General features: G+C 38.4%; 20 protein-coding genes. 3 read left to right on the top strand and 17 right to left on the bottom strand.

Translation table 11 applies throughout. The features are described 5' to 3' along the window. From U5921_RS06640 to U5921_RS06615, 6 genes are all read right to left on the bottom strand, one after another. On the bottom strand, positions 1–1986 hold the full coding sequence (locus U5921_RS06640) for a DHH family phosphoesterase (protein ID WP_324825677.1): 1986 nt from the start codon (positions 1984–1986) through the stop codon (positions 1–3). A 518-nt stretch (positions 1987–2504) separates the two neighbouring features. Further along, complete coding sequence (gene rpsR / locus U5921_RS06635; protein WP_324825676.1) at positions 2505–2735, bottom strand: 30S ribosomal protein S18; 231 nt, start codon at positions 2733–2735, stop codon at positions 2505–2507. A 47-nt stretch (positions 2736–2782) separates the two neighbouring features. Further along, positions 2783–3208: a single-stranded DNA-binding protein gene (locus U5921_RS06630; protein ID WP_324825675.1), complete on the bottom strand. Its 426-nt coding sequence runs from the start codon at positions 3206–3208 to the stop codon at positions 2783–2785. Positions 3209–3223: 15 nt separating this feature from the next. After that, a complete protein-coding gene (gene rpsF, locus U5921_RS06625; protein WP_324825674.1) occupies positions 3224–3511 on the bottom strand; it encodes a 30S ribosomal protein S6 in 288 nt (95 codons plus the stop codon). Positions 3512–3655: 144 nt separating this feature from the next. Further along, positions 3656–5305: an OPT/YSL family transporter gene (locus tag U5921_RS06620; RefSeq protein WP_324825673.1), complete on the bottom strand. Its 1650-nt coding sequence runs from the start codon at positions 5303–5305 to the stop codon at positions 3656–3658. A gap of 105 nt (positions 5306–5410) precedes the next feature. After that, positions 5411–6328 (bottom strand): nucleotidyltransferase family protein, encoded by a 918-nt coding sequence (locus tag U5921_RS06615; protein ID WP_324825672.1) that lies wholly within the window; start codon positions 6326–6328, stop codon positions 5411–5413. Between the two features lie 220 nt (positions 6329–6548). On the opposite strand from U5921_RS06615, the gene U5921_RS06610 reads away from it, so the two are divergent. Continuing rightward, positions 6549–7382: a shikimate kinase gene (locus U5921_RS06610; protein ID WP_324825671.1), complete on the top strand. Its 834-nt coding sequence runs from the start codon at positions 6549–6551 to the stop codon at positions 7380–7382. Positions 7383–7413: 31 nt separating this feature from the next. Here U5921_RS06610 and U5921_RS06605 read toward each other — a convergent pair whose 3' ends face one another. After that, entirely contained in the window at positions 7414–8157 is a 744-nt protein-coding gene (locus U5921_RS06605) for a lysophospholipid acyltransferase family protein (RefSeq protein WP_324825670.1), read from the bottom strand. A gap of 132 nt (positions 8158–8289) precedes the next feature. Here U5921_RS06605 and U5921_RS06600 point away from each other — a divergent pair, with 132 nt between their 5' ends. Then, positions 8290–8949: a phosphatase PAP2 family protein gene (locus tag U5921_RS06600; protein ID WP_324825669.1), complete on the top strand. Its 660-nt coding sequence runs from the start codon at positions 8290–8292 to the stop codon at positions 8947–8949. On the opposite strand, the gene U5921_RS06595 is transcribed toward U5921_RS06600, so the two are convergent. Next, a complete protein-coding gene (locus U5921_RS06595; protein WP_324825668.1) occupies positions 8950–9516 on the bottom strand; it encodes a ferredoxin domain-containing protein in 567 nt (188 codons plus the stop codon). It lies immediately after the preceding gene. A gap of 299 nt (positions 9517–9815) precedes the next feature. Here U5921_RS06595 and U5921_RS06590 point away from each other — a divergent pair, with 299 nt between their 5' ends. After that, positions 9816–9962 carry a hypothetical protein gene (locus U5921_RS06590; protein WP_324825667.1) on the top strand — a complete coding sequence of 49 codons (147 nt, stop codon included), beginning with the start codon at positions 9816–9818 and terminating at the stop codon, positions 9960–9962. A gap of 80 nt (positions 9963–10042) precedes the next feature. Here U5921_RS06590 and iadA read toward each other — a convergent pair whose 3' ends face one another. The 9 genes from iadA to gyrB form a co-directional block, all read right to left on the bottom strand. Further along, positions 10043–11236 carry a beta-aspartyl-peptidase gene (gene iadA, locus U5921_RS06585; RefSeq protein WP_324825666.1) on the bottom strand — a complete coding sequence of 398 codons (1194 nt, stop codon included), beginning with the start codon at positions 11234–11236 and terminating at the stop codon, positions 10043–10045. Positions 11237–11277: 41 nt separating this feature from the next. Continuing rightward, positions 11278–12807, bottom strand: a complete 1530-nt coding sequence (yfcC, locus tag U5921_RS06580; RefSeq protein WP_324825665.1) for a putative basic amino acid antiporter YfcC — start codon at positions 12805–12807, stop codon at positions 11278–11280. A 249-nt stretch (positions 12808–13056) separates the two neighbouring features. Then, positions 13057–14871 (bottom strand): sigma 54-interacting transcriptional regulator, encoded by a 1815-nt coding sequence (locus U5921_RS06575; protein ID WP_324825664.1) that lies wholly within the window; start codon positions 14869–14871, stop codon positions 13057–13059. A 6-nt stretch (positions 14872–14877) separates the two neighbouring features. Beyond that, positions 14878–15858 carry a tryptophan--tRNA ligase gene (gene trpS, locus U5921_RS06570; RefSeq protein WP_324825663.1) on the bottom strand — a complete coding sequence of 327 codons (981 nt, stop codon included), beginning with the start codon at positions 15856–15858 and terminating at the stop codon, positions 14878–14880. A 2-nt stretch (positions 15859–15860) separates the two neighbouring features. Next, positions 15861–16613 (bottom strand): SigB/SigF/SigG family RNA polymerase sigma factor, encoded by a 753-nt coding sequence (locus U5921_RS06565; protein ID WP_324825662.1) that lies wholly within the window; start codon positions 16611–16613, stop codon positions 15861–15863. A gap of 15 nt (positions 16614–16628) precedes the next feature. Continuing rightward, entirely contained in the window at positions 16629–17036 is a 408-nt protein-coding gene (locus U5921_RS06560) for an ATP-binding protein (protein ID WP_324825661.1), read from the bottom strand. An 18-nt stretch (positions 17037–17054) separates the two neighbouring features. After that, positions 17055–17363 (bottom strand): STAS domain-containing protein, encoded by a 309-nt coding sequence (locus U5921_RS06555; protein WP_324825660.1) that lies wholly within the window; start codon positions 17361–17363, stop codon positions 17055–17057. Between the two features lie 58 nt (positions 17364–17421). Further along, a complete protein-coding gene (gyrA, locus tag U5921_RS06550; RefSeq protein ID WP_324825659.1) occupies positions 17422–19893 on the bottom strand; it encodes a DNA gyrase subunit A in 2472 nt (823 codons plus the stop codon). Between the two features lie 16 nt (positions 19894–19909). After that, positions 19910–21841 carry a DNA topoisomerase (ATP-hydrolyzing) subunit B gene (gene gyrB / locus U5921_RS06545; RefSeq protein ID WP_324825658.1) on the bottom strand — a complete coding sequence of 644 codons (1932 nt, stop codon included), beginning with the start codon at positions 21839–21841 and terminating at the stop codon, positions 19910–19912. Positions 21842–22356: the final 515 nt, after the last annotated feature.

Below are 22356 nucleotides of genomic sequence, written 5' to 3'. Positions count from 1 at the left end.
TCACTGTATGTTCTCTTCTGCAATCAGCTCTTTCAATCTTTCAATTGCCTCTTCGGGTGCCATTTCAAGCTGTGCCCCGGCAGTTGTCAAATGCCCGCCGCCTCCTACCTTTTCTAAAATAGTCTGCACATTTACCGCACCCAGGGAACGACCGCTAACTGCTGCATAGCCTTCGCCGGTTGGTCCGGCAGCAAAACTGGCTCGAATTCCATTGATATCCAAGAGCTGATCTGCTGCTTGTGATACCAATACCTGCATATTTGCTGCAAGCTCCTCTGTATATGTCAATGCAATGCCATTTTCTAAAATTTGAGCATCTGCAATCAGTTGTGCTTTTCGTTTAAAGAAAGCCAAATCTGTTTTAAAGAACTGTCTTACATTTGCCGTATCTGCACCGGATCTTCTCAGCCACGATGCAGCCTCAAAGGTACGTACTCCTGTTTTGACGGAAAAACTCTTTGTGTCTACAGTAATTCCTGCAAGCAAAGCTTCCGCTTCCAGCTTATCTATTTCCTTCTTATCCCCAATATACTGTAATATCTCCGTTATCAATTCAGAAGTAGACGATGCATAAGATTCCATGTATGTTAATGTCGGATTTTCAATGCTTTCTTCATCTTTTCTATGATGGTCAATCACAACAATTTTATCTGTTTTATACAGTAGCTCTGAGCATTCGACCAAACTCGGCTTGTGTGTATCCAAAACAATTAGTAACGTATCTTTTTCCATCATCCCCAATACGGTTTCACTGCTTTCAAAACGATAATTCCCTGATTCTTTTGCTCGTTTGTAAATATTCTCCAATGACTCATGATAATCATTAATTACGATTACCGTATCTTTATTTCGATTTTTTGAAATGCGATAGACTCCAAGGGCAGCGCCAAAACAATCCATGTCCGGCTTCTTATGCCCCATAATAACTACGTTCGGCGATTGGTCGATGAGCTGACGCAGTGCATGTGCCATAATTTTTGATTTTCCTTTATTTCGTTTTTCGACTGCTTGTAAACGTCCTCCGTAATATTCTACCTTGCTCATCTTTTTAATGACTGCTTGATCTCCGCCTCTTCCTAAGGCTAAGTCTAAGGCCGCTGCTGCATATTCATCCAGCTGCTGCGGCGTCTTAGCCCCAACACCAAATCCCATGCTTAAAGACGCCGGAAAATCCGCATCCGTTTCAATCTCTCGGACTTCATCTAAGATCGCGAATTTGTTTACTTCCAATTTTTCAAAATGCTTGTATTCAAACGCAATATGATATTGTCCTGAACGATATCGCGTTACTGAAGCATTAATTTTAGCAGCCCATTGGCGTATCGTTTTCTCGATTTGTGCTGCAATGACTGCTTTTCTCTCATCGGGAGAGCTGGCAATTAAATCATCGTAATTATCAACGTTTACGTATGCCGTACAGAGCTTTTCATCCTTATATAAATTTTTCAACGTTTCCAAATTGGTCACATCTAACCAATATAGCATTGTTGTATTATTCTCTTCCTGTGCTTTTTCTTTGCTTCTCATGCTGGAAGCCATAACGCGATAAATTTTACCGCCATGTGAAATCAGCATATATTTATCTTCATCTTCGTTATTTAAAAACTCGGTATGTTTTACATTCGTAATTTGATGAATGTTTGTGTGAAACATTTCCACATCTTCGTAAATTTCGGAAAATTTTTTATTGATCCATAAAATCTCACCTTCAAAGTCAATCATACAAAGAGGCAATGGATTTTTTGAAATAAAATGCCGTGTTGTTTCTTCCATATCGTCTGTTATTGCTTTTGCATATTCTACAAGCAGCTCTCTTTTGCTCGCAGACAATCTTTGGTAATACCAAAATAAAACAAAAACTATAAGAAATGCAAAAATCCCTACTGCAATATTAAAATAAAGCAATATGGCTGCAAATAGAATTAATATAACAGTATTTACTTTTAAATACGGTTGAATTAAGCTTTTTAAAATTTTAATACCCATTTTATAATCCTTAACATATATAATGTTTCAATCGCTCAACATCCTGTCATAGTATAAACGATTGATCCAGTTTGCTCCGCCTTGATACAATTGATATCTCTAATACATCCGAGACAAAATACACTGATTTTGTTACATAAAGCGTATTTATTCTATCATCCGTGCAAATCGTTGCTCCGATTTGCTTCACTCCGATACAATCAATACATCCGAGATAAAATCTCCTGATTTTATTACATAAAGCGTATTTATTATATCATAAATCTATTATCATTTCGCACTCTTTTTTTGTTCTGAAAAAGGAAGCTTATGATATATTTCAAGCATTTTGTAGGTGAACGTTCCCTAACTAGTCATATGCTACTAAATGTAGCTTAAATTATCTCATCTTTACTTTTTATATTAAAATTTTAGTCTAATTTTTTTATAAGAATATATTTTTCCCATATCATTTTTCTGATTTTTCATAAAGAGTCCTTAAAATATTAAAAGAGGCGAAAACCGCCTCTTTTCTATTCTTATTCTGCTGTGTAAGGCAATAAAGCAACTATTCTTGCTCTTTTAATTGCCTTTGTCACTTCTCTTTGGTGTACGGCACAAGTGCCTGTGATTCTCTTCGGAAGAATCTTACCTCTGTCAGTAACATATTTTTTTAGTTTATCAACATCTTTATAGTCAATTGATTCTGTCTTATCTGCACAGAACTGGCACACTTTTTTTCTTCTTGCGCCACGTCTTTTGTCCATCATACTCTTTCTCTCCTTTCTTGAAATTCTAATTTACGAAAAGCAAAGATTTAAAATGGAATATCGTCATCATCGTCAAGTGCTTGAAAACCTTCTGGAACACCAAGACCGCCGGCCGGTGTCTCACGTTCGAACCCGCTTCTAGCAGACTCACTTTTGTCGCCCCATTCTAAAAACTCAACTCTGTCAGCAACAACATCGGTAGTATATCTGGTTTCGCCGGACTGGGTTTTATAACTACCAGTTTGCAGTCTTCCCTGCACGCCTACCAAACGACCTTTTTTTAAAAACCGTTCACAGTTTTCTGCTTGTTTGCCAAAAACCGTAATACGAGGAAAATCGGTTTTCTTTTCTCCACCTGCTCTGACCGGTCGGTCAATTGCAATTGAAAAGGTCGCAACCGCATTCTGACTCTCCGGGATATAGCGAATCTCGGGATCTCTCGTCAATCTGCCGATTAAAACTACTGAATTCATCTTTGTCACCAACCTTTATTTTTCATCTTTATTGATAATGATATGTCTGATCACATGATCGGAAATTCTAAGTCTTCGATCCAGCTCTTTCGGAAGCTCAGTGCTGCCTGTAAACTCGATTAAAGCATAATATCCGTCATTTTTCTTATTAATCGGATATGCAAGCTTTCTCATTCCCCAAACGTCTACTTTTCCAACTTCACCGTCTGCTGCGATGATTTCTTTTACTGTCTCGATGCTTGCTTCTTTTTTATCATCTTCTAATGCAGAATCGATGATAAACATAACTTCATAATTACTCATTTTTTCACCTCCCTATGGACTAAATGGCTCTGGCCTTATGCCTGAGCAGAGAGCATATATATTTTTGTCAGCCATTGCCTGTACAAAAATTCATGCTTACTAAGTATACCATAAAAAAAATAATTTGCAAGTTTTTTTATTGCGCTACAACGCTTGCATTCCCTTTAATGCCTGCACCAAGGCAAGAACAACACCGACAACTCCCTCTCCTCCTAAAAGGCCTGAAGCAATAATCATACCATTCCCCGCCTTTTCAAATTTCGGTGCAGCCTTTTCCACAATCAGCTTTAAAGCACCGCCAATCATAGCTGTAAAGGACAGGTAAAACGGCAGATAGATTCCAAGTCCTAAGGTCATAACCGGAAAACGCAGAACATATAAAACAGTTCCTATAAAAAGACCGATGACAAAGGAAGTCATATGCGGGATTCCTCCAACCATAGCGGCCACTGCGCTGGCTTGAGGGGCAGGGAACAGTTCAGGATCTCCAAAAGCTTCTGCTCCATATGCTTTTATCAAGACAAAGAGAACACCAACTGATACAAATGCGCCGATGATTCCGCCGATTACTTCTCCCAGCCACTGTGCTTTCGGGTTGCTTTGAAGGATATGGCCTGCTTTAAAATCGTTCATGACATCTCCGACTAATCCACAGGCAACTGCTACGATCGCAGCCACGAAAAAGGCTTGTACATTTCCAAGGCTCGCAGCAAACTTAGCCGCGAGAAGTACGATGATTCCAAAAATCTCCATCGGATTAATTCCAGATTGCCCAACTACCTGAGCTGACATTGACGTTGCAAGCCAAACACCTAAAATTGTAATCAAGCTGGCTCCGATACCCAAATCCAGAGCAAATGTAAAAATAAAGGCAAGAATCACCATAAGCATCGGTGCCCATCGAAGGTTTACAATGGAATCTCCACGTGATTCTTTGGAAAACATCGGCCCAAAAATTTCTTTTGCTTTCGGAAGAATACCCTTTACAATGATGCCGATTCCCGTTCCAACCATTACCCCAATTCCTAATGAGGATTTCACGGCCATTGCAGTATCTAAATCAAGGATTCCCATCCTAGGCATTCCTATAACAATTCCAAAATCTCCAATCACAGCACCCAAAAACCAGATCCCAACTGCCAATGGCCCTATAAGATATCCAACTGCTATAAGCATTGGAGATAAATAAATATAAAAAGCGACTCCTTTTGCAGCAATTGCTTTGTTCAAAATAAGAGTCTGCGGAATTTTTTCGAACCAATCTCGAAAAAGGGTAAAAAGTGCAGCAACTCCTAAAGAAGAAAATAAAACAACGGATTTTTTACCGCCCTCATCCCCGATAACCAAAGTCTCTGCCGCAGCGATCCCCATAGGGTACGGTAAATCCTGTGTCACTACGAAATATTTACGAATCAATGCGGTAAAGATCAAACCCAGTAAGACTCCTCCTAATGTGACGATGAGCAGCGAAGCTAAATTCACCTCTGCTTTCGGCTCTAGCATCCAAATGCCGGGAACGGTAAAGGCAATTCCACCTGCTACCATTGCACCTGCTGACATAACGGTATGCGTGACATTTATCTCGTGGATATTTGTCCGACCCAATGCTTTTAGAGCAAACATAGATACAAGGGCTACGAAAATGATTGGCCAAGGAAGTGCGCCTAGCTTTAAAGCTACATACATAGAGCTCATCGTTAAAATTACTGATCCGATTGAACCAATTACCATTCCTCGGAAAGTAAACTGCTCTCTGAATGAAGCCTGCCTTACGCCTTTTGGTGTGTTAGACATTTTTCTTTCTCCATTTCTTTTATTAAATTTTAATTGGTGCATACAATTGCACATCTTAAAAAGAATAGTACAAAAAAAAGGGCTTCGCAACCCTTTTTCTTTAAATTATTCCCAAAGATTTTGTGGATATACACCTTGATCTTTTAGTAACTGCAAGGCTCTCACCACATTTTCCTTATCCTCTTTATACGTAACACCCTGCCATTTATCAGGCGATTTCAGCACCTTTACCGTAGCATTTCCCTCTTCAATCAGTTCATCCACTACAAAGGGTAAAAAATATTCTCCTTTTAATGGATTTTCCTTCAATGCAGATTCTAAAAAAGCCGAAAATCTTTTTTCAAGCTCCTTCATTATACTCCTTGTAAAACCCCACAAGTTCATAGATACCAAGGTACCCTCTGCAATGGTAGCCCAATCACAGTCATTTTCAGTATATTGAATTTGCCCGTTGTTTCTTTGAATCTTTGTTCGCTCTACAATATCCTGCAAATACCCGTTCTCATCTGCTTGGCAGAGACCTCTTGCTACATGTCCATTCTCTGTCAAAGTATTTTCCACCAAATAACCTACCATACAGTAACGATATTTGTCGTCATCGTGTGCATTTCTCAGAAAATCATACATATCCTGAAATGCCTGCACTCCATAGTAATCATCTGCATTGATCACTGCAAACGGTGCATCCACTTCTTTTCTCGCAGCTAGTACAGCATGGCCTGTCCCCCATGGTTTTACCCGTCCATTAGGAGGATGAAATCCCTCCGGCACATCTGTCAGCTCCTGAAATGCAAAGACAACTTCTAATTTTTTACCTGCTTTTGGCTCAATCATGGCACGAAAATCTTTTTCCATTTCTCTTTTAATAATAAAAATAACTTTACGAAAGCCAGCTTTCCAGGCATCATAAAGGGAAAAATCAATAATCAGTTCACCATTTGATCCAACTGGGTCCATCTGTTTCAATCCACCGTATCGGCTGCCCATTCCAGCAGCCATTACAACTAAAATCGGTCCTTTCATTACATATATCCTCTCTCGTTTTTTATCTTATAGCAATTATATCACACCATCCTCCTTTTTTGACAAAGTCCCATTTTCAAAGGAAGATACAGTCTTTTACGCTTTATTTTATCTTAGCCGATTCCAGCTTTCAAGCGTTTCCTATTTTACATTTACACTTTCTAATGTTATGATAGAAAACAAGTTTAAAATTATTCGCTGTTACAAAGGAGTCGATATCATGACAAATCAAACAGGCAAAGAAATGAGGAATCGTGAAGAAATTCGAAAACAAATCGATCTAATTGACGATACACTTATGGAGCTGCTTACTAAACGCATGTCTATTTCTCTGGATATAGCTAAAGCAAAAAAAGAAAAAGAACTCCCTTTATTCGATGCGGTACGTGAGCAAGAAATTCTGGAAAAGCTTCCGCGTTTCTGTAAGAATTTTGATCCTAAAAATACTGAAAAAATTCATTCTGCCACAGAAAAAGTCTATGAACAGATTATGACACAAAGCCGACGAATTCAGTCTAACACGCTTTTACCTAACATTATTTATTTAATTGGCTATATGGGGAGCGGGAAAACCACCATAGGAAAAAAATTAAGCCTTATAACCGGTTTTTCATTTATAGATATGGATGCAGAAATCCAACAGAATGAACATGATTCCATCCGTACTATTTTCAATGAAAAGGGAGAACCTTATTTCCGAAACATAGAGGCCGCTTTACTAAAAACACTTTCTCAAAAAAGTGAAATCATTATTTCTTGCGGAGGCGGAATCATATTAAACGAAAAAAATCGAACCTTATTAAAAAATTCCGGCGGTTGCGTATTCTTAGATGGGTTCCCCAAAGATATGTTTGAGCGCATTAAAGAAGATCCAAATCGTCCAAATGCCTACTTTGAAACAGAAAATGAAGAACAGCGTCTCATTCAATTTAACAATCGATATCAAAAGAGGAAGAATTATTATTTAGAAACGGCAAACTGTACTATTTTTATTGATCAGGAAACACCCGAACAAATTGCAGAAGGCATTACCTTCCTCCTGTCAAATAGGTAGCTTAAACGGGTAGGCGGCAATAAATTGCACCCTACCCGTTTTTATTTGCTTGTAAATTTTGCAGTTTATCTTCAATCATTTCTTTGACTCGTTCCGAAAGCTCAGAAGCTTCTTTTTTATCCATGTCTTTGGTCTCAATCGCAGAATGAATGAACACATGAACCTCTGCAGGAAATGCATATCCCTTCTCTTCAAAGCATTTATAGCTTCCGTCGATGGTAATCGGCACAACTGGAATTCCCGGCTTTGTCGCAAGACGTAAGCTGCCGCGTTTGAATTCGCCCATCTTTCCTCCTTTACTTCTCGTCCCCTCCGGAAAAATGCCCAAAGAAAAGCCTTGTTTCAAATACTCTGTTCCTTTTTCAATTGCACGTAAAGAAGCTCTTGGATCTTCCCGCTTTATAAAAACGCTTCTCACATCATAAATCCATTCACCAAAGACCGGTAATTTTCTTAGATCTTCTTTTGCTATAAATCCAATTTGTTTAAAATCAATGACTGAAGTAAGTACTGCAATATCTGCATAGCTTTGATGATTGGCTACGAAAACAACCGCTCCTTGCGGTATGTTCTCAAGGCCTTCTACATGTACCTTAACTCCAACCTTTCGTATCAGATTTTTCCCCCAGGTTGACTCTGCAATGGCGATCTCTTTTCGCTCTGATTCCAAATCCCCCTGCGCCCGGTATTTATGGATATTTTTTTTATTTGAATGTATGTGAATCAAATCCCAATACATCCAAATACCCATTCGTAAATTCTTAAAAAATTTCATTTTCACTCCTTTTTCATTGTAAGATGTTAATTTGATTACAATTGCATAACGGTTCTGCTATTTAGTTGCAAAACAAATCCGTCAGTTATAAAATTGAGGCAAATACATAACAATGAACAAAGGAAATTCATTATGAAACACTCAAATCGCCTCGTAACAACCCTATGTTTACTGGGTTTTTCTATGATTGCATATTTTGTGACTTTAGATGCCTCATTGTCGTTTGATGCTTATCTTCAAAATGCAATTTTTTCTATGCGCAATGAATCACTTAATACATTTTTTATAACACTGACTCGTACAGGAGATTGGCAGACATTTTTAACGATATGCGTTGTCCTTTTGCTGTCTCCGAAAACCAGAGACCGCTTTGGGCTACCGCTCTCATTCGTAGCTTCTTCTTCACTATTACTGTACTCTATTTTAAAATACATATTCCAACGTCCGCGCCCCATGGTGGCTCTCCACTTAATTGAGCAAGGTGGATTCAGCTTTCCGAGCGGTCACACTTTAACGAGTCTTATTTTCTACGGAACTCTCATCTTATTGCTGAATCAATATTATGGTGCTAAGCATAAGGCGGTACGCGTTATAAGTATTTTTTGTGCGATCTACATATTTTTGATTGCATTTTCAAGAATTTATCTAGGCGTTCATTATCCGACTGATATATTAGGCAGCTGGTTCTTAGGAATCATGATTCTCTCCTTCTTTCACACACATTTTATCTCTCACGTCACTCGTTTCGATGAGACGGAAGAAGAGCAGAGTTCCCTGCATTTGCATCACTAATTATCTTTTTTCTCTTTTTACTGCATCATTATCAGCCGTCCCTCGATCAAAAAATGGATTTTTTGAAGAAACGGACAGGAGAATACCATAAGCAACACGAACGTCTTTTGGGAACAGTCCAATTTCCATTGCTATTTTTCCTGCTGTATAAATAGTCCGATTATCTATGCGATGATTTGCAGCAACAGAAACGGCAGAACCGATTGCAATCCCCAAATCACCTGTATTGAAACTGCAAATTCCATTGTTCTTTATATTTTCCCCACAATTTTTATAGCCGCAATATCCGCAGTGATCCAATAAAATGGGATGAATCTTTGCCCCCATAAGCATTAAAGCATCGGCCGTTTCTACGTTATGAGAATCCCTCACCATAAAATCTATTTTCCATTCCGTTCCATACTTTTCCATAGACTTTGCTAAATTATCTTTTTCTTCTCCATCTAAAATAAGAACTTCTAAATTATCGATTCCACAGCCCTTTGGCGCAGTTCTCGCAGCAGCAGCCATTAATTCTGCAACCTGTATCACAGCCTTTTTTTCCACTGTCTTTCCATTGCAAATCATGAGTTCCTCCTTTTTATCGTTTTGCATGAATTATTTTTATATTTATTAGTAATACCCGTAATAAAATCCTTCAATTACCCTTTTAGAATGTATTTATTATAGCAGAAAATCAAATAATTTTCTGCTTTTTCGTTCTTCATTTTTTTAATTATCAGCTTTCTCAAGTTCAATTTCATACAGCCCTTTTATTTCACTGTTTTAAAATCTTTAGAAAAGACCAAAAAAATGGTATTTATGTATGATTTTTTTCAAATAAAGCATACTATTAAAAGTTTTATCAGTCAAAGGAGGTATAAAAAATGGCTGCTGACAAGCAAAAAAATGAACAAGAAGAATTGATCGAAGGCATAATCAGAGAGGCAAAAAATGAATGCCCAGAAAAAGATGCAGACGGAAACTGTTTAACTCCCGGCTCTTTCAGCGATTCCGATCCAATCGGTGGATGATAACTTCTAAAACAAGTATAAAAAAGGCCTGACATCTAAAGATGTTCGGCCTTTTTTAAAGAGACGCAATTTCTTAAATTTTATTTTTCTTTATTCGTAGTTTCAAATGTACCGTATATGGTTGGTTTTCCTTCTTTTACCATAATATTTCCTTTTGCTACAACCGTATTAATCGTTAAATCCTCTGCATTTAACAAGCACAAGTCTGCATCGTAGCCTTTTTCGATCCGTCCTTTTCCCTTAAGCTTCAAAATCCTAGCCGGGTTTGACGTAATAGCCTTGATGGCAATTTCAAGCGGTATTTTTTCTTTCTGCACACATTCCCGAACTTCTTTTAAGAGACAGCTGCCTTTTCCGATCCCGATTCCAATGAACTCTTGTTTTTCATTAAATATCGGAAGGCTACCTTGACCGTCGGACGAAATTGTAAACTGATCGCTGCTGACTCCCTCTGCAAGCATCCGTTTTATCCCCGTGCATACTCGAACTTCATCACAGATCGTTTCCCAATAATCAATCTCTTCATTCCCTGTAAAATCCACAAAGCCTCCATTCTTTGCGTAGGATAAACACCGCTCAAAGAGCATTGCATTGCGATTGATATGTGTCGGCAAAAACTGAGATCTCGGAATTTCCGTTTCCTCTACCGTACGTTCGATTAAATCAATACATCTAGGGCTGTCACCTAAATGTATATTCAAAATGCCAGCTTTTCCAGACAACATTCCACCTACTCGGCTGTCAGCGGCAATGCGGATAAATTCCTCAAAGGTAGGCTGTGAAGAGCGATGATCTGAAATGGCAATTTCCCCGACTCCAATCACCTTATCAATCATCATAATATCTTTCATTAGACTTCCTGTTAAAGTATGCACTGGCACTTGGTAAGAACCTGTATACACAAAGGTACTGATTCCCTCTTCCTCCAAACCTTTCGCTTTTGCTAGAAGTGCTGTCATGTCCCTGCCGATGCCGTCTGTCCCGATACAGCCGACTACCGTTGTGATTCCATAGACGGTCAAATCTGTTAAAACAGCTTCCGGTGTTCTTGTTGAAAAGCCGCCTTCTCCACCGCCTCCCATAATATGTTCATGAGAGTCAATGAAGCCTGGTACTAAGTATTTTCCTGTACCATCAATGATTTCCACTTCTATATTTTCTCCAAGCTCTAGATCTTTTCCAATCTGACAGATTTTACCGCCTGCAATTATCACATCCATACTGCCTAAGCAGTCTGGTGCATATACAGTTGCATTTTTTATTTGCTTTATCATGCTTTACCTCTTTTATTGTGTTTCTCCTGTTAAAACTGATTTTAGAAACCACTTACGCTTGCAATGATTATGCTTATAACTGCCATCGCGTAGAGTACTCCTAAGAATTTAATCATAAACTTAACCCATTTTGCCCAATCCAATCTAGCAATTGCCAATGCTCCCATTAAGCAGCCAGAAGTTGGGACAATTAGATTTGTCAGTGCATCACCAAGCTGGAATGCTAAAACAGCAGTCTGACGTGTCACGCCTAAAAGATCTGCTAAAGGTGCCATGATCGGCATTGTCAACGCAGCCTGACCGGAGCCGGATACAACAAAGAAGTTAAAAACAGATTGGAAAACATACATAAGTACCGCCGCGGCAGTCGCAGACAGTCCCACAAACGCACTGCTTAATCCATTTAAAATCGTATTTAATACGGTTCCGCTTGTCGGGTCTGCTCCACCAAGCACAAGCATGATTCCTTGTGCCATGCCAACGATCATTGCAGCTCCAACTAAATCTGAAACGCCGGTTTTAAAGGATTGTGCCATGTCGTTTACGGTCATATTGTTTAATTTAAATAGAATACCGATCATGCCGGCAACGATACCCATAATGAAGAATTGTGTTGCCAGTTCAGGAATGTAATATCCATTTTTCATAACTCCCCAAACTACCCATACCATTCCTGCCAGAATAGTCAGAAGCACTAAAGCATGCCCCAGTGTAAATTTTTGTATTTCACCGGACTGCTCCTCAAAATCTTTTCTGAAATATTCATCTGAATCGTACGCAACTGATTTTATAGGATCTTTCTTTATCCTTGTTGCATAAATCATTGTCATAGCAGCACCGACTCCAGTAAAGAGCACCCACATTACGATACGAAAAGTAGCACCTGAAAAAACAGGAATTCCTGCAATTCCCTGAGCGATTGCTACAGAAAATGGATTCATCCAAGAGGTTCCAAATCCGATTTGTGTTGCAACATAAGTAATCAAGATTCCAACAACAGAGTCATACCCCATTGCTATGACAAGGGGTATTAAAATCATTGCAAACGGCAAAGCCTCTTCACCCATTCCAAATACGGCCCCGCCAAGAGAAAACAATACGAACAGCAACGGAACTAAGAGCTTCTCTCTTCCCTGCGTTTTCCCTATCATATTCAAGATTCCCGTCTCAACAGCACCAGTCCGTAAGATAATTCCAAATGCTCCGCCGATAACCAAAATAAATGCGATAACGCCAACTGCAGAACCCCATTTGTCACCGGATACCATTCCTTCAAAAACATAGTTGAACATGCCTACTTCACCATACGGCTCAAATAAAGCAACACCCTGTTTTAATGGTTCTCCATTTTCATCCAAAACATATTGAAAGCTTCCATCTTCAATAACAGTTCTGGTTTTTTCCACTCCATTTACTACATAACTGACTTCCTCGGTTGAATACATTCCTTGTGGAATCAAGTAGGTCAACAATGCAGCCAAAACAACGACTAAAAAAATGATGACGTAAGTATCCGGCATTTGAAAACCTTTATTGAGCGTTTCTAAGCCTCGTTTCTTCTCCTTACTCATTTCACACCTCCAAAAATAATATTATAACTACAAGCTTTATATATTAGCAAAAAAGATGCCATTTCTTTATATTTTTCTTTTTTATACCCATAATTAATAAAAAAAGCAAGAACTCTTCCTTATTTCTACTTTTTATAAGAAATTTCTCGCTTTATCTACATTTTTCACAAACATATGTTACTCTGTTTTTTATAAAAAAAACAAAACAAATGATCCTTTTAATTTTTTTGGTTCTTTTATGGCTCCCATTCATTTTATATGGTTACCATATGTTTTTAATTGAAGCTCTCCTTTTTCTGTTAAAGAAGCACCATTTCTTCCTCTTTTCTGAATCAAATATCCATCTATTTCTAAGCTCTTAAGACGGGTTCTTACTTGTCCTTCTGTACAAATTTTTCCGATACTGCTTAAATATTGTGCGATATTCACTCTGCCAGCAATTTTATGCTGCTTCTGTAACAGGAACACAGCCTCCAAAACCTCCAAAAGTTCCTTGCTCACAGAGTCTTCTATGCAATCAGCAAATGGCTTGGATTCCCGCTTTTTCTTGGAGGAATCCATTGCAAATTCAAAAAAATGGATATCAGGCAGGTCACATAAACAGAGTTGCTTCTCTTTTTGCCTGACAGCCAACATATATTTTATGGTATTGTATAATTCTCTTACGTTCCCGTTCCAGCGCAGTTTTTGAAATATCTGAAACACATCTCCTTCTATTTCAATCGGATATCCAAGTTCTTTTTTCACAAAATGTTCCGTTAAGGGTCTTATTTCCTCTGGCATTTCACATAAAGTCGGTAAGTAAAGACAGCCCATTTTCAAACGAAAGTATAAATCAGCACGAAACGTCCCATTGCGGACCATTTCTCTCAAATTTTTATTTGTGGCGGCAATTACTCGAATATCTACCTTTTTTATAGTATTCCCTCCAAGCGGCATAATTTCTTTTTCCTGCAAAACACGCAGCAGCTTTGTCTGCATTCTCGCAGAAATATCCCCGATTTCATCTAAAAAGATGCTTCCTCCGTCTGCTTGTTCAAAAAGACCCCGCTTTCCTCCTTTTCGCGCACCGGTAAAAGCTCCTTCTTCGTATCCGAACAATTCACTCTCCATTAATTCTTCCGGAAACGCACTGAAATTTGCGGCAACATACGGTCCGTTTTTACGATCAGATGCATTGTGAATCGAAGAAGCAAACAATTCTTTTCCCGTTCCGCTCTCTCCTTCAATTAAAACGGTTAGATCTGTCTTTGCCAATTTTTTTGCCTTTTCTTTTTCCTCTAGAAGTCTTGGTGAGGTTCCTAAAATATTAGAAAAGGAATGCACTGCAACATATCCCTTGCTCCGCAATTTCTCTTTTAATAAGTTTCGCATGACTTCCGTTTCCGTATTCATCAAAACCATCTTCTTAGAAATTTCGATAACCTTTCTGGTGTAAGGACGTACAACCGAGTTCCCATCCCAATTCGATATGCCGATTAATTCGGCAATCCCGACTAGTGAAGCGATGTCTAATCCGCGTGGCTTTAGATCAATGATTTTCTTAATACTCTTTGGTACCATATGCACTTCGCCCGGTGTAATAGCAATGGAAAAAGCAGATAAATCAATCGGAGTTATTCCCTCTTTTTGATGATCTGCTTCTATTTCTGGGTACCACGGCACATATTCAATATGATTGACTCCGATTTCCAGTAAATTCTGGATACAGGTTTCTGCGGTTTCTTTTGCATCATTAACAAAAAGAACTCGTTTTCCTTTCGGAAGAGTGATTACTTGCTCAATTTCATCTAACTGTAAAAAGCGACGGCACACAAAATAGGATATCCCGTCGCTCAGAAGTCCGTCTTCCCGCATTTCTCTTTTTAATTCAGCACTGGAAAGCAATACAATATCTGCGGATGCTTCTGCCTCCCGAAGATGTGCAATCCCGGTGTCGAGTGCAAAAGAAACAATTTGGATTTCTTCACCCAATACGTCTTTCAACTGTTGTTTTAGACAATTTTTAGTTTCTTCTGAACCCGCAATCAGAACAATTACTTTTTTTGCTGTACCTATCATCATTCTACCTTAATACCCCAAGCCAAACCGTTCCTTTACACGTTTTATCGTAACTTCCGAAATCATATTTGCACGTTCCGCGCCATCTTTTAAGATTTTTCTCAATTCATCGGATTCTCTGATTTCCTGAAACCGTTCTTGAATCGGTCTGATGGAATCAATTGCAATTTCAACTAAGTCCTTTTTAAAGTCTCCATATCCATGCCCCTCATAAGCTGCTTCTATTTCCGAAATCTCTTTTCCTGAGAAAGCACTGTAAATATTTAACAAATTACTGATTCCTGCTTTATTTTCCATGTCGAAACGAACGATGCCATCCGAATCTGTAGTCGCTTTCATAATCGATTTTTTTATTTTCTGCGGTGAATCCAACAAGGAGATACGGCTGTGGATATTTTCTGCACTTTTACTCATTTTGTTCGTCGGATCATCTAACGCCATGATACGAGCACCGCTCTTTAAGAATCTTCCGTCTGGAACAACAAAAGTCTCTCCATATTTATTATTTACACGAATCGCTAAATCCCTCGTAAGTTCAATGTGCTGTTTTTGATCATTTCCAACCGGAACAACGTCTGTATCATAAAGTAAAATATCTGCCGCCATTAAAACGGGATAACAAAAAAGTCCGGCCGGAGCTGATTCGCTGCCCTTGCTTTTTTGTTTGAATTGAGTCATGCGTGAAAGTTCTCCGGTGTAAGCGGCACATGTTAAAATCCAGCTAAGCTCTGCATGTCCACTTACATCCGACTGCACAAACACAATAGATTTTTTAGGGTCTAATCCGACTGCAAGATAAAGCGCCGCTACATCTAATATGTTTTTTTGCAGGATTTTCGGATCTTGTTGAATCGTTATGGAATGCATGTCTACAATACAATACAAACAATCATTTTCGTTTTGCAGTTCAACAAATTGCTTTAAAGCACCTAAATAATTTCCAATGTGTATATTCCCTGTGGGCTGAACGCCTGAAAAAACTCTTTTCATAATCAAATCCTCCACGCTTCCTTAAACCGACCCCTCAATTTTTTTTCAATTCTGGATATCGTCATTTGTGAAACACCAAATTCTTCCGCTATTTGCTGTTGTGTTTTGTTTTGTAAAAAACGTTTCTGAAACAACTGCCGTTCCTGCTCATCCAGCTGTACCAATACGCCTTTTATCAGTTCTGCATCCTCAAAGCTGGAAAACCCGCTGTCTTCAACGCCCATATATTTTTCAAATACGGCTCCTTCCCCTTCCTCTTGACTATCGTCAAAGGTCTGGTTTAATGAAAAGGCTCCGTACGATTGTCCACTTTCCATCGCTTCCAAAATCTGTTCTTCTGTGTGTCCCAGATAATTTGAAAGTTCTTTTACCGTAGGTGCCCGATGCAGTTTAGCAGAAAGGGCTTCTTTCGCTTTCGGAAGCTGCGCTGAAATTTCTTTCAGACGTCTCGGTACTTTAATCATCCACCCTTTATCTCTAAAGTAGCGTTTTATCTCTCCAATAATTGTCGGAGTTGCAAAACTTGTAAATTCAAATCCTTTAGAGGCATCAAACCTCTCCACGGCAAAAACCAAAGCCATAGAACCCACTTGATATAAGTCTTCGTATTCCATGCCTTTGTTTAAATATTTCCTTATTAAAATATCAATCATATATAAATAATGCTCGACAATTTGATTTCTTAACTCCATGCTTCTCGTCTTGCTGTATTCATCAAATAAGTCTTTTACATTGGTTTTGTTTATTGAGGACATAGAAAACTCCTAAGCTCATTTGCAATTACAATACTTTACCATTTTAATTTTTGTTCCTGCCCCGATTTCAGAAAAAATGTCTACTTCATCCATAAGTGCGCGTATGATAAAAATCCCCAACCCGCTTTCTTTTGGTTCGTTAGGATTCGGCATTTGATATTTGCTCATGTCATAACCGCCTGCAAGATCTGTAATCAAAATTGTAATTTGTTCTTTACAAACCTCACAAGTCACTTCATAAGATTGTATCCCTGAACATCCATGACGTACGACATTCGTACATGCTTCCGAAACCGCAACTTTGATATCATCAATAGCTTCTACATCAAATCCAATGTTATTTGCTAAAGAAGAAACCGCCATGCGAACCATACTTACGTATTCCGGTTTTCCAGGGACTGAAAATTTCAATAAGTCTGTCATTCAAATCTCCTCGTTTCCTTATAGAAAAATTTTGTCAAGACTGGTGATACACAATAACTTTTCAATGTTTTCTCTGGGATTTAAAAGGGTAAGCTTTTTACCCTTTTCCTGCATTCTTGTGTATGCGCCAATCATTACTCCAAGTCCGGTGCTATCAATATAATTTAAATGATCTAAATGCAACAGCATATCTTCTTCGTTCTTTGAAAAATTTGTATTTAATGTTGCCCGAAGATCAGGAGCTGTAAGAACATCTACTTCTCCATACAAAACAATATCCCATTTTTTTGCTTTCTCATTGAAATGACTGTCAATCTGCAGTGCCATCTTTTTATGTCCTCCTAAAAACTATACCCCTGCCGGTTATCTTTTAAACGTTTGATTTTTAGTTATTTCCCTCTTTGCCTGAAAGTTCTTCCTCTTCTTCATTTTCTTCACGAATTACCTTTGCCATTGCTATGATATTTGCATCATCTTTTACCCTCATGATCTTAACTCCTTGAGTAGCTCTTCCAAGCCTTGATACCTCAGAAGCCTTAATTCGGATGATAATGCCATCGGAATTAATCAGCAATATCTCATCATTTTCATTTACGACCATTGCACCGATTAACTCTCCTGTTTTACCAAACTTTCCTTTTGCGTAAGTCAAAAGACCTTTTCCGCCTCTTGCCTGTACTTTATAATCTTTGACAGCAGTTCGTTTTCCGTACCCTGCTTGCGTTACAACCAATAGTTCTTCTTCTTTTTCTGCAAGCTCCATTGCAACAACTTCATCATCTTTTTCCAAAGAAATTGCACGAACGCCGCCTGCCAGACGCCCCATTGGACGCACATCCTCTTCACTAAAGCAAATGCACTTGCCTTGTTTCGTCACAATAATAACATTGCTCGTTCCGGAAGTCTCTTTGATTCCAATCAGCTGATCGCCTTCCTTCAAATTAATCGCAATCAGCCCGGTCTTACGACTGGTATCAAATTGTGCCATATTCATCTTCTTTATCGTACCTTTTTTCGTAACAGCAATCAAATACTTATTCGCATCAAAGGATTGAATTGGAATGACTGCTGTAATTCTTTCCCTCTGCATCAGATTTAAGAAGTTAACAGCCGGTGTTCCCTTTGCTGTTCTCTGCGCTTCCGGTATTTCATAAGCCTTAATGCGGTGCGCTTTTCCGGTATTTGTAAAGAACATCAAATAATCATGTGTCGATGTAATCAGCATATTCTTTACAAAATCATTTTCTCTTGTCGTCAGTCCGGTAATTCCTTTTCCCCCGCGCTTTTGTGTTTTGTAAGTATCTGCAGACACGCGCTTAATATAGCCCAAATGCGTTAAAGTAATTGCTACGTTCTCTTCTGCAATCAGATCTTCTTCATCAATTTCCTGCGCATCGGCTACAATTTGTGTTCTTCTCTCATCACCGTACTTCTTTTTAATTTCAAGAAGTTCGTCTTTGATTACTTCCATTAATTTCTTTTCATCAGCAAGCAGACTTTTAAAATAAGCGATTTTTTCCATTAATTCACTATATTCCGCTTCAATTTTTTCACGCTCTAAGCCCTGTAATCTGGCAAGACGCATATCTAAAATCGCCTGTGCCTGTAATTCAGAAAGGCCAAAGCGTTCAATCAAACGAGGTTTTGCATCGTTATAGCTGGAGCGAATAATTTTTATAATTTCATCGATGTTATCTAAAGCAATACGTAACCCCTCTAAAATATGAGCTCTCGCTTCTGCTTTATTTAAATCAAATATTGTTCTTCTCGTAACAACGTCTTTTTGGTGCTTTAAATATTCTACTAAGATTTCTTTTAAGTTTAACAGCTTTGGCTGCCCATTGACAAGAGCAATCATAATCATGCTATAGCTGTCTTGCATCTGCGTATGTTTATATAGACGATTTAAAGTAATCTGAGGGTTTGCATCTCTTTTTAATTCGATAACAATCCGCATGCCATGGCGGTTGGATTCATCCCGAATATCTGAAATACCTTCGATCCTCTTTTCCTTTACCAATTCAGCAATCTTTTCAATCAATCTTGATTTATTTACTTGGTAAGGAATTTCTGTAACAATAATCTGCTGTCTGCCTTTTGCAGTTTCCTCAAACTCCACCTTTGCACGAACAACTACTTTTCCCTGTCCGGTACGATACGCTTCTTTTGCATTGTTTTTTCCCATTATAATAGCGCCCGTAGGAAAATCCGGAGCTTTTATAATGCTTATTAAATCTTCTATGGTTGCATCTTCATCGTCAATCAATTTCACCGCACCATCAATTACCTCGCCAAGATTATGCGGAGGAATGGAGGTTGCCATACCAACAGCGATTCCGTTGGATCCATTAACTAAAAGATTTGGAAAACGAGCCGGAAGTACCATTGGCTCTTTTTCTTCTTCATCAAAGTTCGGCATAAAATTAACTGTGTCTTTATCGATATCCCGTAGCATTTCTAGAGCAAACGGCGTCATTCTTGCTTCAGTATAACGCATCGCCGCAGCGCCGTCTCCGTCAACGGAACCAAAGTTTCCATGTCCGTCAACCATCATATAACGTATAGAAAAATCCTGTGCCATACGAACCATGGCATCATAGATTGAGCTGTCGCCGTGTGGGTGATATTTACCCATAACTTCACCGACGATACGAGCCGATTTTTTATGTGGTTTATCCGGTGTTACACCGAGTTCGCTCATTCCGTATAATATTCTTCGATGAACTGGCTTCAATCCATCTCTGACATCGGGGAGCGCTCTCCCTACAATGACACTCATTGCATAATCAATATAGGAGTTTTTCATTTCATCATGAATTTCATGCTGAATGACTTTTGTATCCTCTAATAAATTCATTTTTCTCCTCCTTCTCCTATATATCTAAGTTTTTAACATACTTTGCATTATCTTCTATAAATCGTTTTCGTGGCGGAACCTTATCCCCCATTAAAGTCGTAAACATTTCGTCCGCAGCCGCAGCATCCTCCAGTGTAAATTGAATTAAAGTCCTATTTTTATAATCCATGGTTGTTTCCCACAGCTGATTATAATCCATTTCTCCAAGACCCTTATAACGCTGAATAACCGTTTTACCTGGTTTATCGGAAAGCTGTGCCATCAACCGTTCCTGTTCTCTATCTGAGTAGGTGTAATGTACTTCCTTATTTTTTTTGACTTGGAAAAGCGGTGGCTGAGCAGCATAAACATATCCGCCTTCAATCAATGGTGTCATATAACGATAAAAGAACGTCAAAAGTAACGTACGAATGTGTGCACCATCGACGTCAGCATCTGTCATAATTACAATTTTGTGATATCTTAACTTTTCGATGTTAAAATCTGTACCGATATTACAGCCAAACGCAGTAATCATGTTTTTAATTTCTTCTGAGTTTAAAATCTTATCCAGCCTTGCTTTTTCTACATTCAAAATCTTTCCTCGAAGCGGTAAAATAGCTTGTCTCATTCTGTCACGGCCTTGTTTTGCAGAACCGCCTGCAGAATCTCCCTCGACAAGAAAAATCTCTGACAAAGCCGGATCCTTTTCTGAACAGTCTGCTAATTTCCCAGGTAAAGAAATTCCGTCTAAAACGCCTTTTCTTCTCGTCAGCTCTCTTGCTTTTCTCGCAGCTTCTCTCGCTCTTGCAGCACGAAGACATTTATCTAAAATTACACGTGCCTGCTGTGGATTCTCTTCTAAGAATCCCGCTAAATTTTCATTAGTTGTCGTTTCTACAAAGCCTCTCATCTCACTGTTTCCAAGCTTTGTTTTTGTCTGTCCCTCAAATTGAGGCTGCGTTAATTTCACTGATACGATAGCCGTCAATCCCTCTCGGATATCTTCACCAGAAAGGCTGTCCTCATTTTCTTTTATAAATTTGTTTCTTTTTGCATAGTCATTAAACACTCTGGTTAAGGCAGACTTAAATCCAGCCATATGTGTTCCGCCTTCAGTCGTGTTTATATTATTCGCATACGATAAAATCGTTTCATTATAACGATCCGTATACTGCATTGCGATTTCTACTTCGTGATCCTCTTTTTGATATTCAAAATAAATGATATCCGGATGAATCACTTCTTTATTTTTATTTTGATGTTTTACAAATTCTTTGATTCCGCCTTCATAATGGAAAACCTCTTTTCTTTTTTGTCCTTCTCTTTCATCACTGAGTTCTATTTTAATTCCCCGGTTTAAAAAAGCCATTTCACGAAGACGATGCTCTAACGTCGCAAAAACAAATTCTGTTTCCTCAAAAATTTCAGGATCCGGTTTGAAAATAGTCTTAGATCCTGTTTTCTTTCCAGATTCACCAATCACGGTCAATTCACTGGTTATCTTTCCTTTGGAATAGGTTTGCTTGTAAATTTTTCCATTTCTTTTTATTTCAACTTCCATCTCTTCGGATAGTGCATTTACAACTGAAGCACCGACTCCATGAAGTCCTCCGGATACCTTATACCCTCCACCGCCGAACTTCCCGCCCGCATGAAGTACTGTATGAATAACTTCAACTGCAGGTCTGTTTAATTTAGGATGGAGGTCAACCGGCATACCTCTTCCGTCATCTTCTACCAAGATGGACCCGTCGCTTTGTATCGCAATTGAAATTGTTTTGCAAAATCCGGCAAGTGCTTCATCTATGCTGTTATCTACTATTTCATATACCAGGTGATGTAGTCCGCGTGGACCGGTCGTTCCAATGTACATGCCCGGTCTTTTTCGTACAGCTTCCAATCCTTCCAGTACTTGAATCTGTTCCGCATTATATGCTTGCTGCTGCTTTACGTCTTCAAACGCCATTTTATCCTCCATTTCATATAAAACAAGTATAATCATTCATTATACTTTCCTGTTTTTCATCCAATTTTTTCAAAGACTCTATCTAAATTCTTGATAAAAAGTTTTTCTTTAACATTTGTGATCAATTTTACTGATGTTCATTCATAAACTTCATTATAACTTAATTCTTGTCAATATACAACTTTTTTACCAAAACAGCTCAAAATATTAAAAGATTGGTTTTCGTCTCTCTAATCGGCGTTTTTCGCTTTCGTTTCGTCCTCTTAATCTTATATATATATCACCTTATTTATCTTTTTTAACTTTCTTTGTATTTTATTTTTCCCCTTTTAAATACATTATTTATTTCATTTTTTCCAAAATTCTACACAACATCTATGCATTGTGAACAGGTTTACTCATTTTACCCACAAATTGTGTATAACTTCTGGAAGTCTGATTTTTTCATTATTTATTTTTAGGTATTGCCTGTGGATAACTTTTTTTGTTATGATAACTGTACGCAATTATGCTAG

Source organism: Sinanaerobacter sp. ZZT-01, assembly GCF_035621135.1.
Lineage (GTDB): Bacteria > Bacillota > Clostridia > Peptostreptococcales > Anaerovoracaceae > IOR16.
This window is presented reverse-complemented; position numbering and strand designations above follow the sequence as displayed.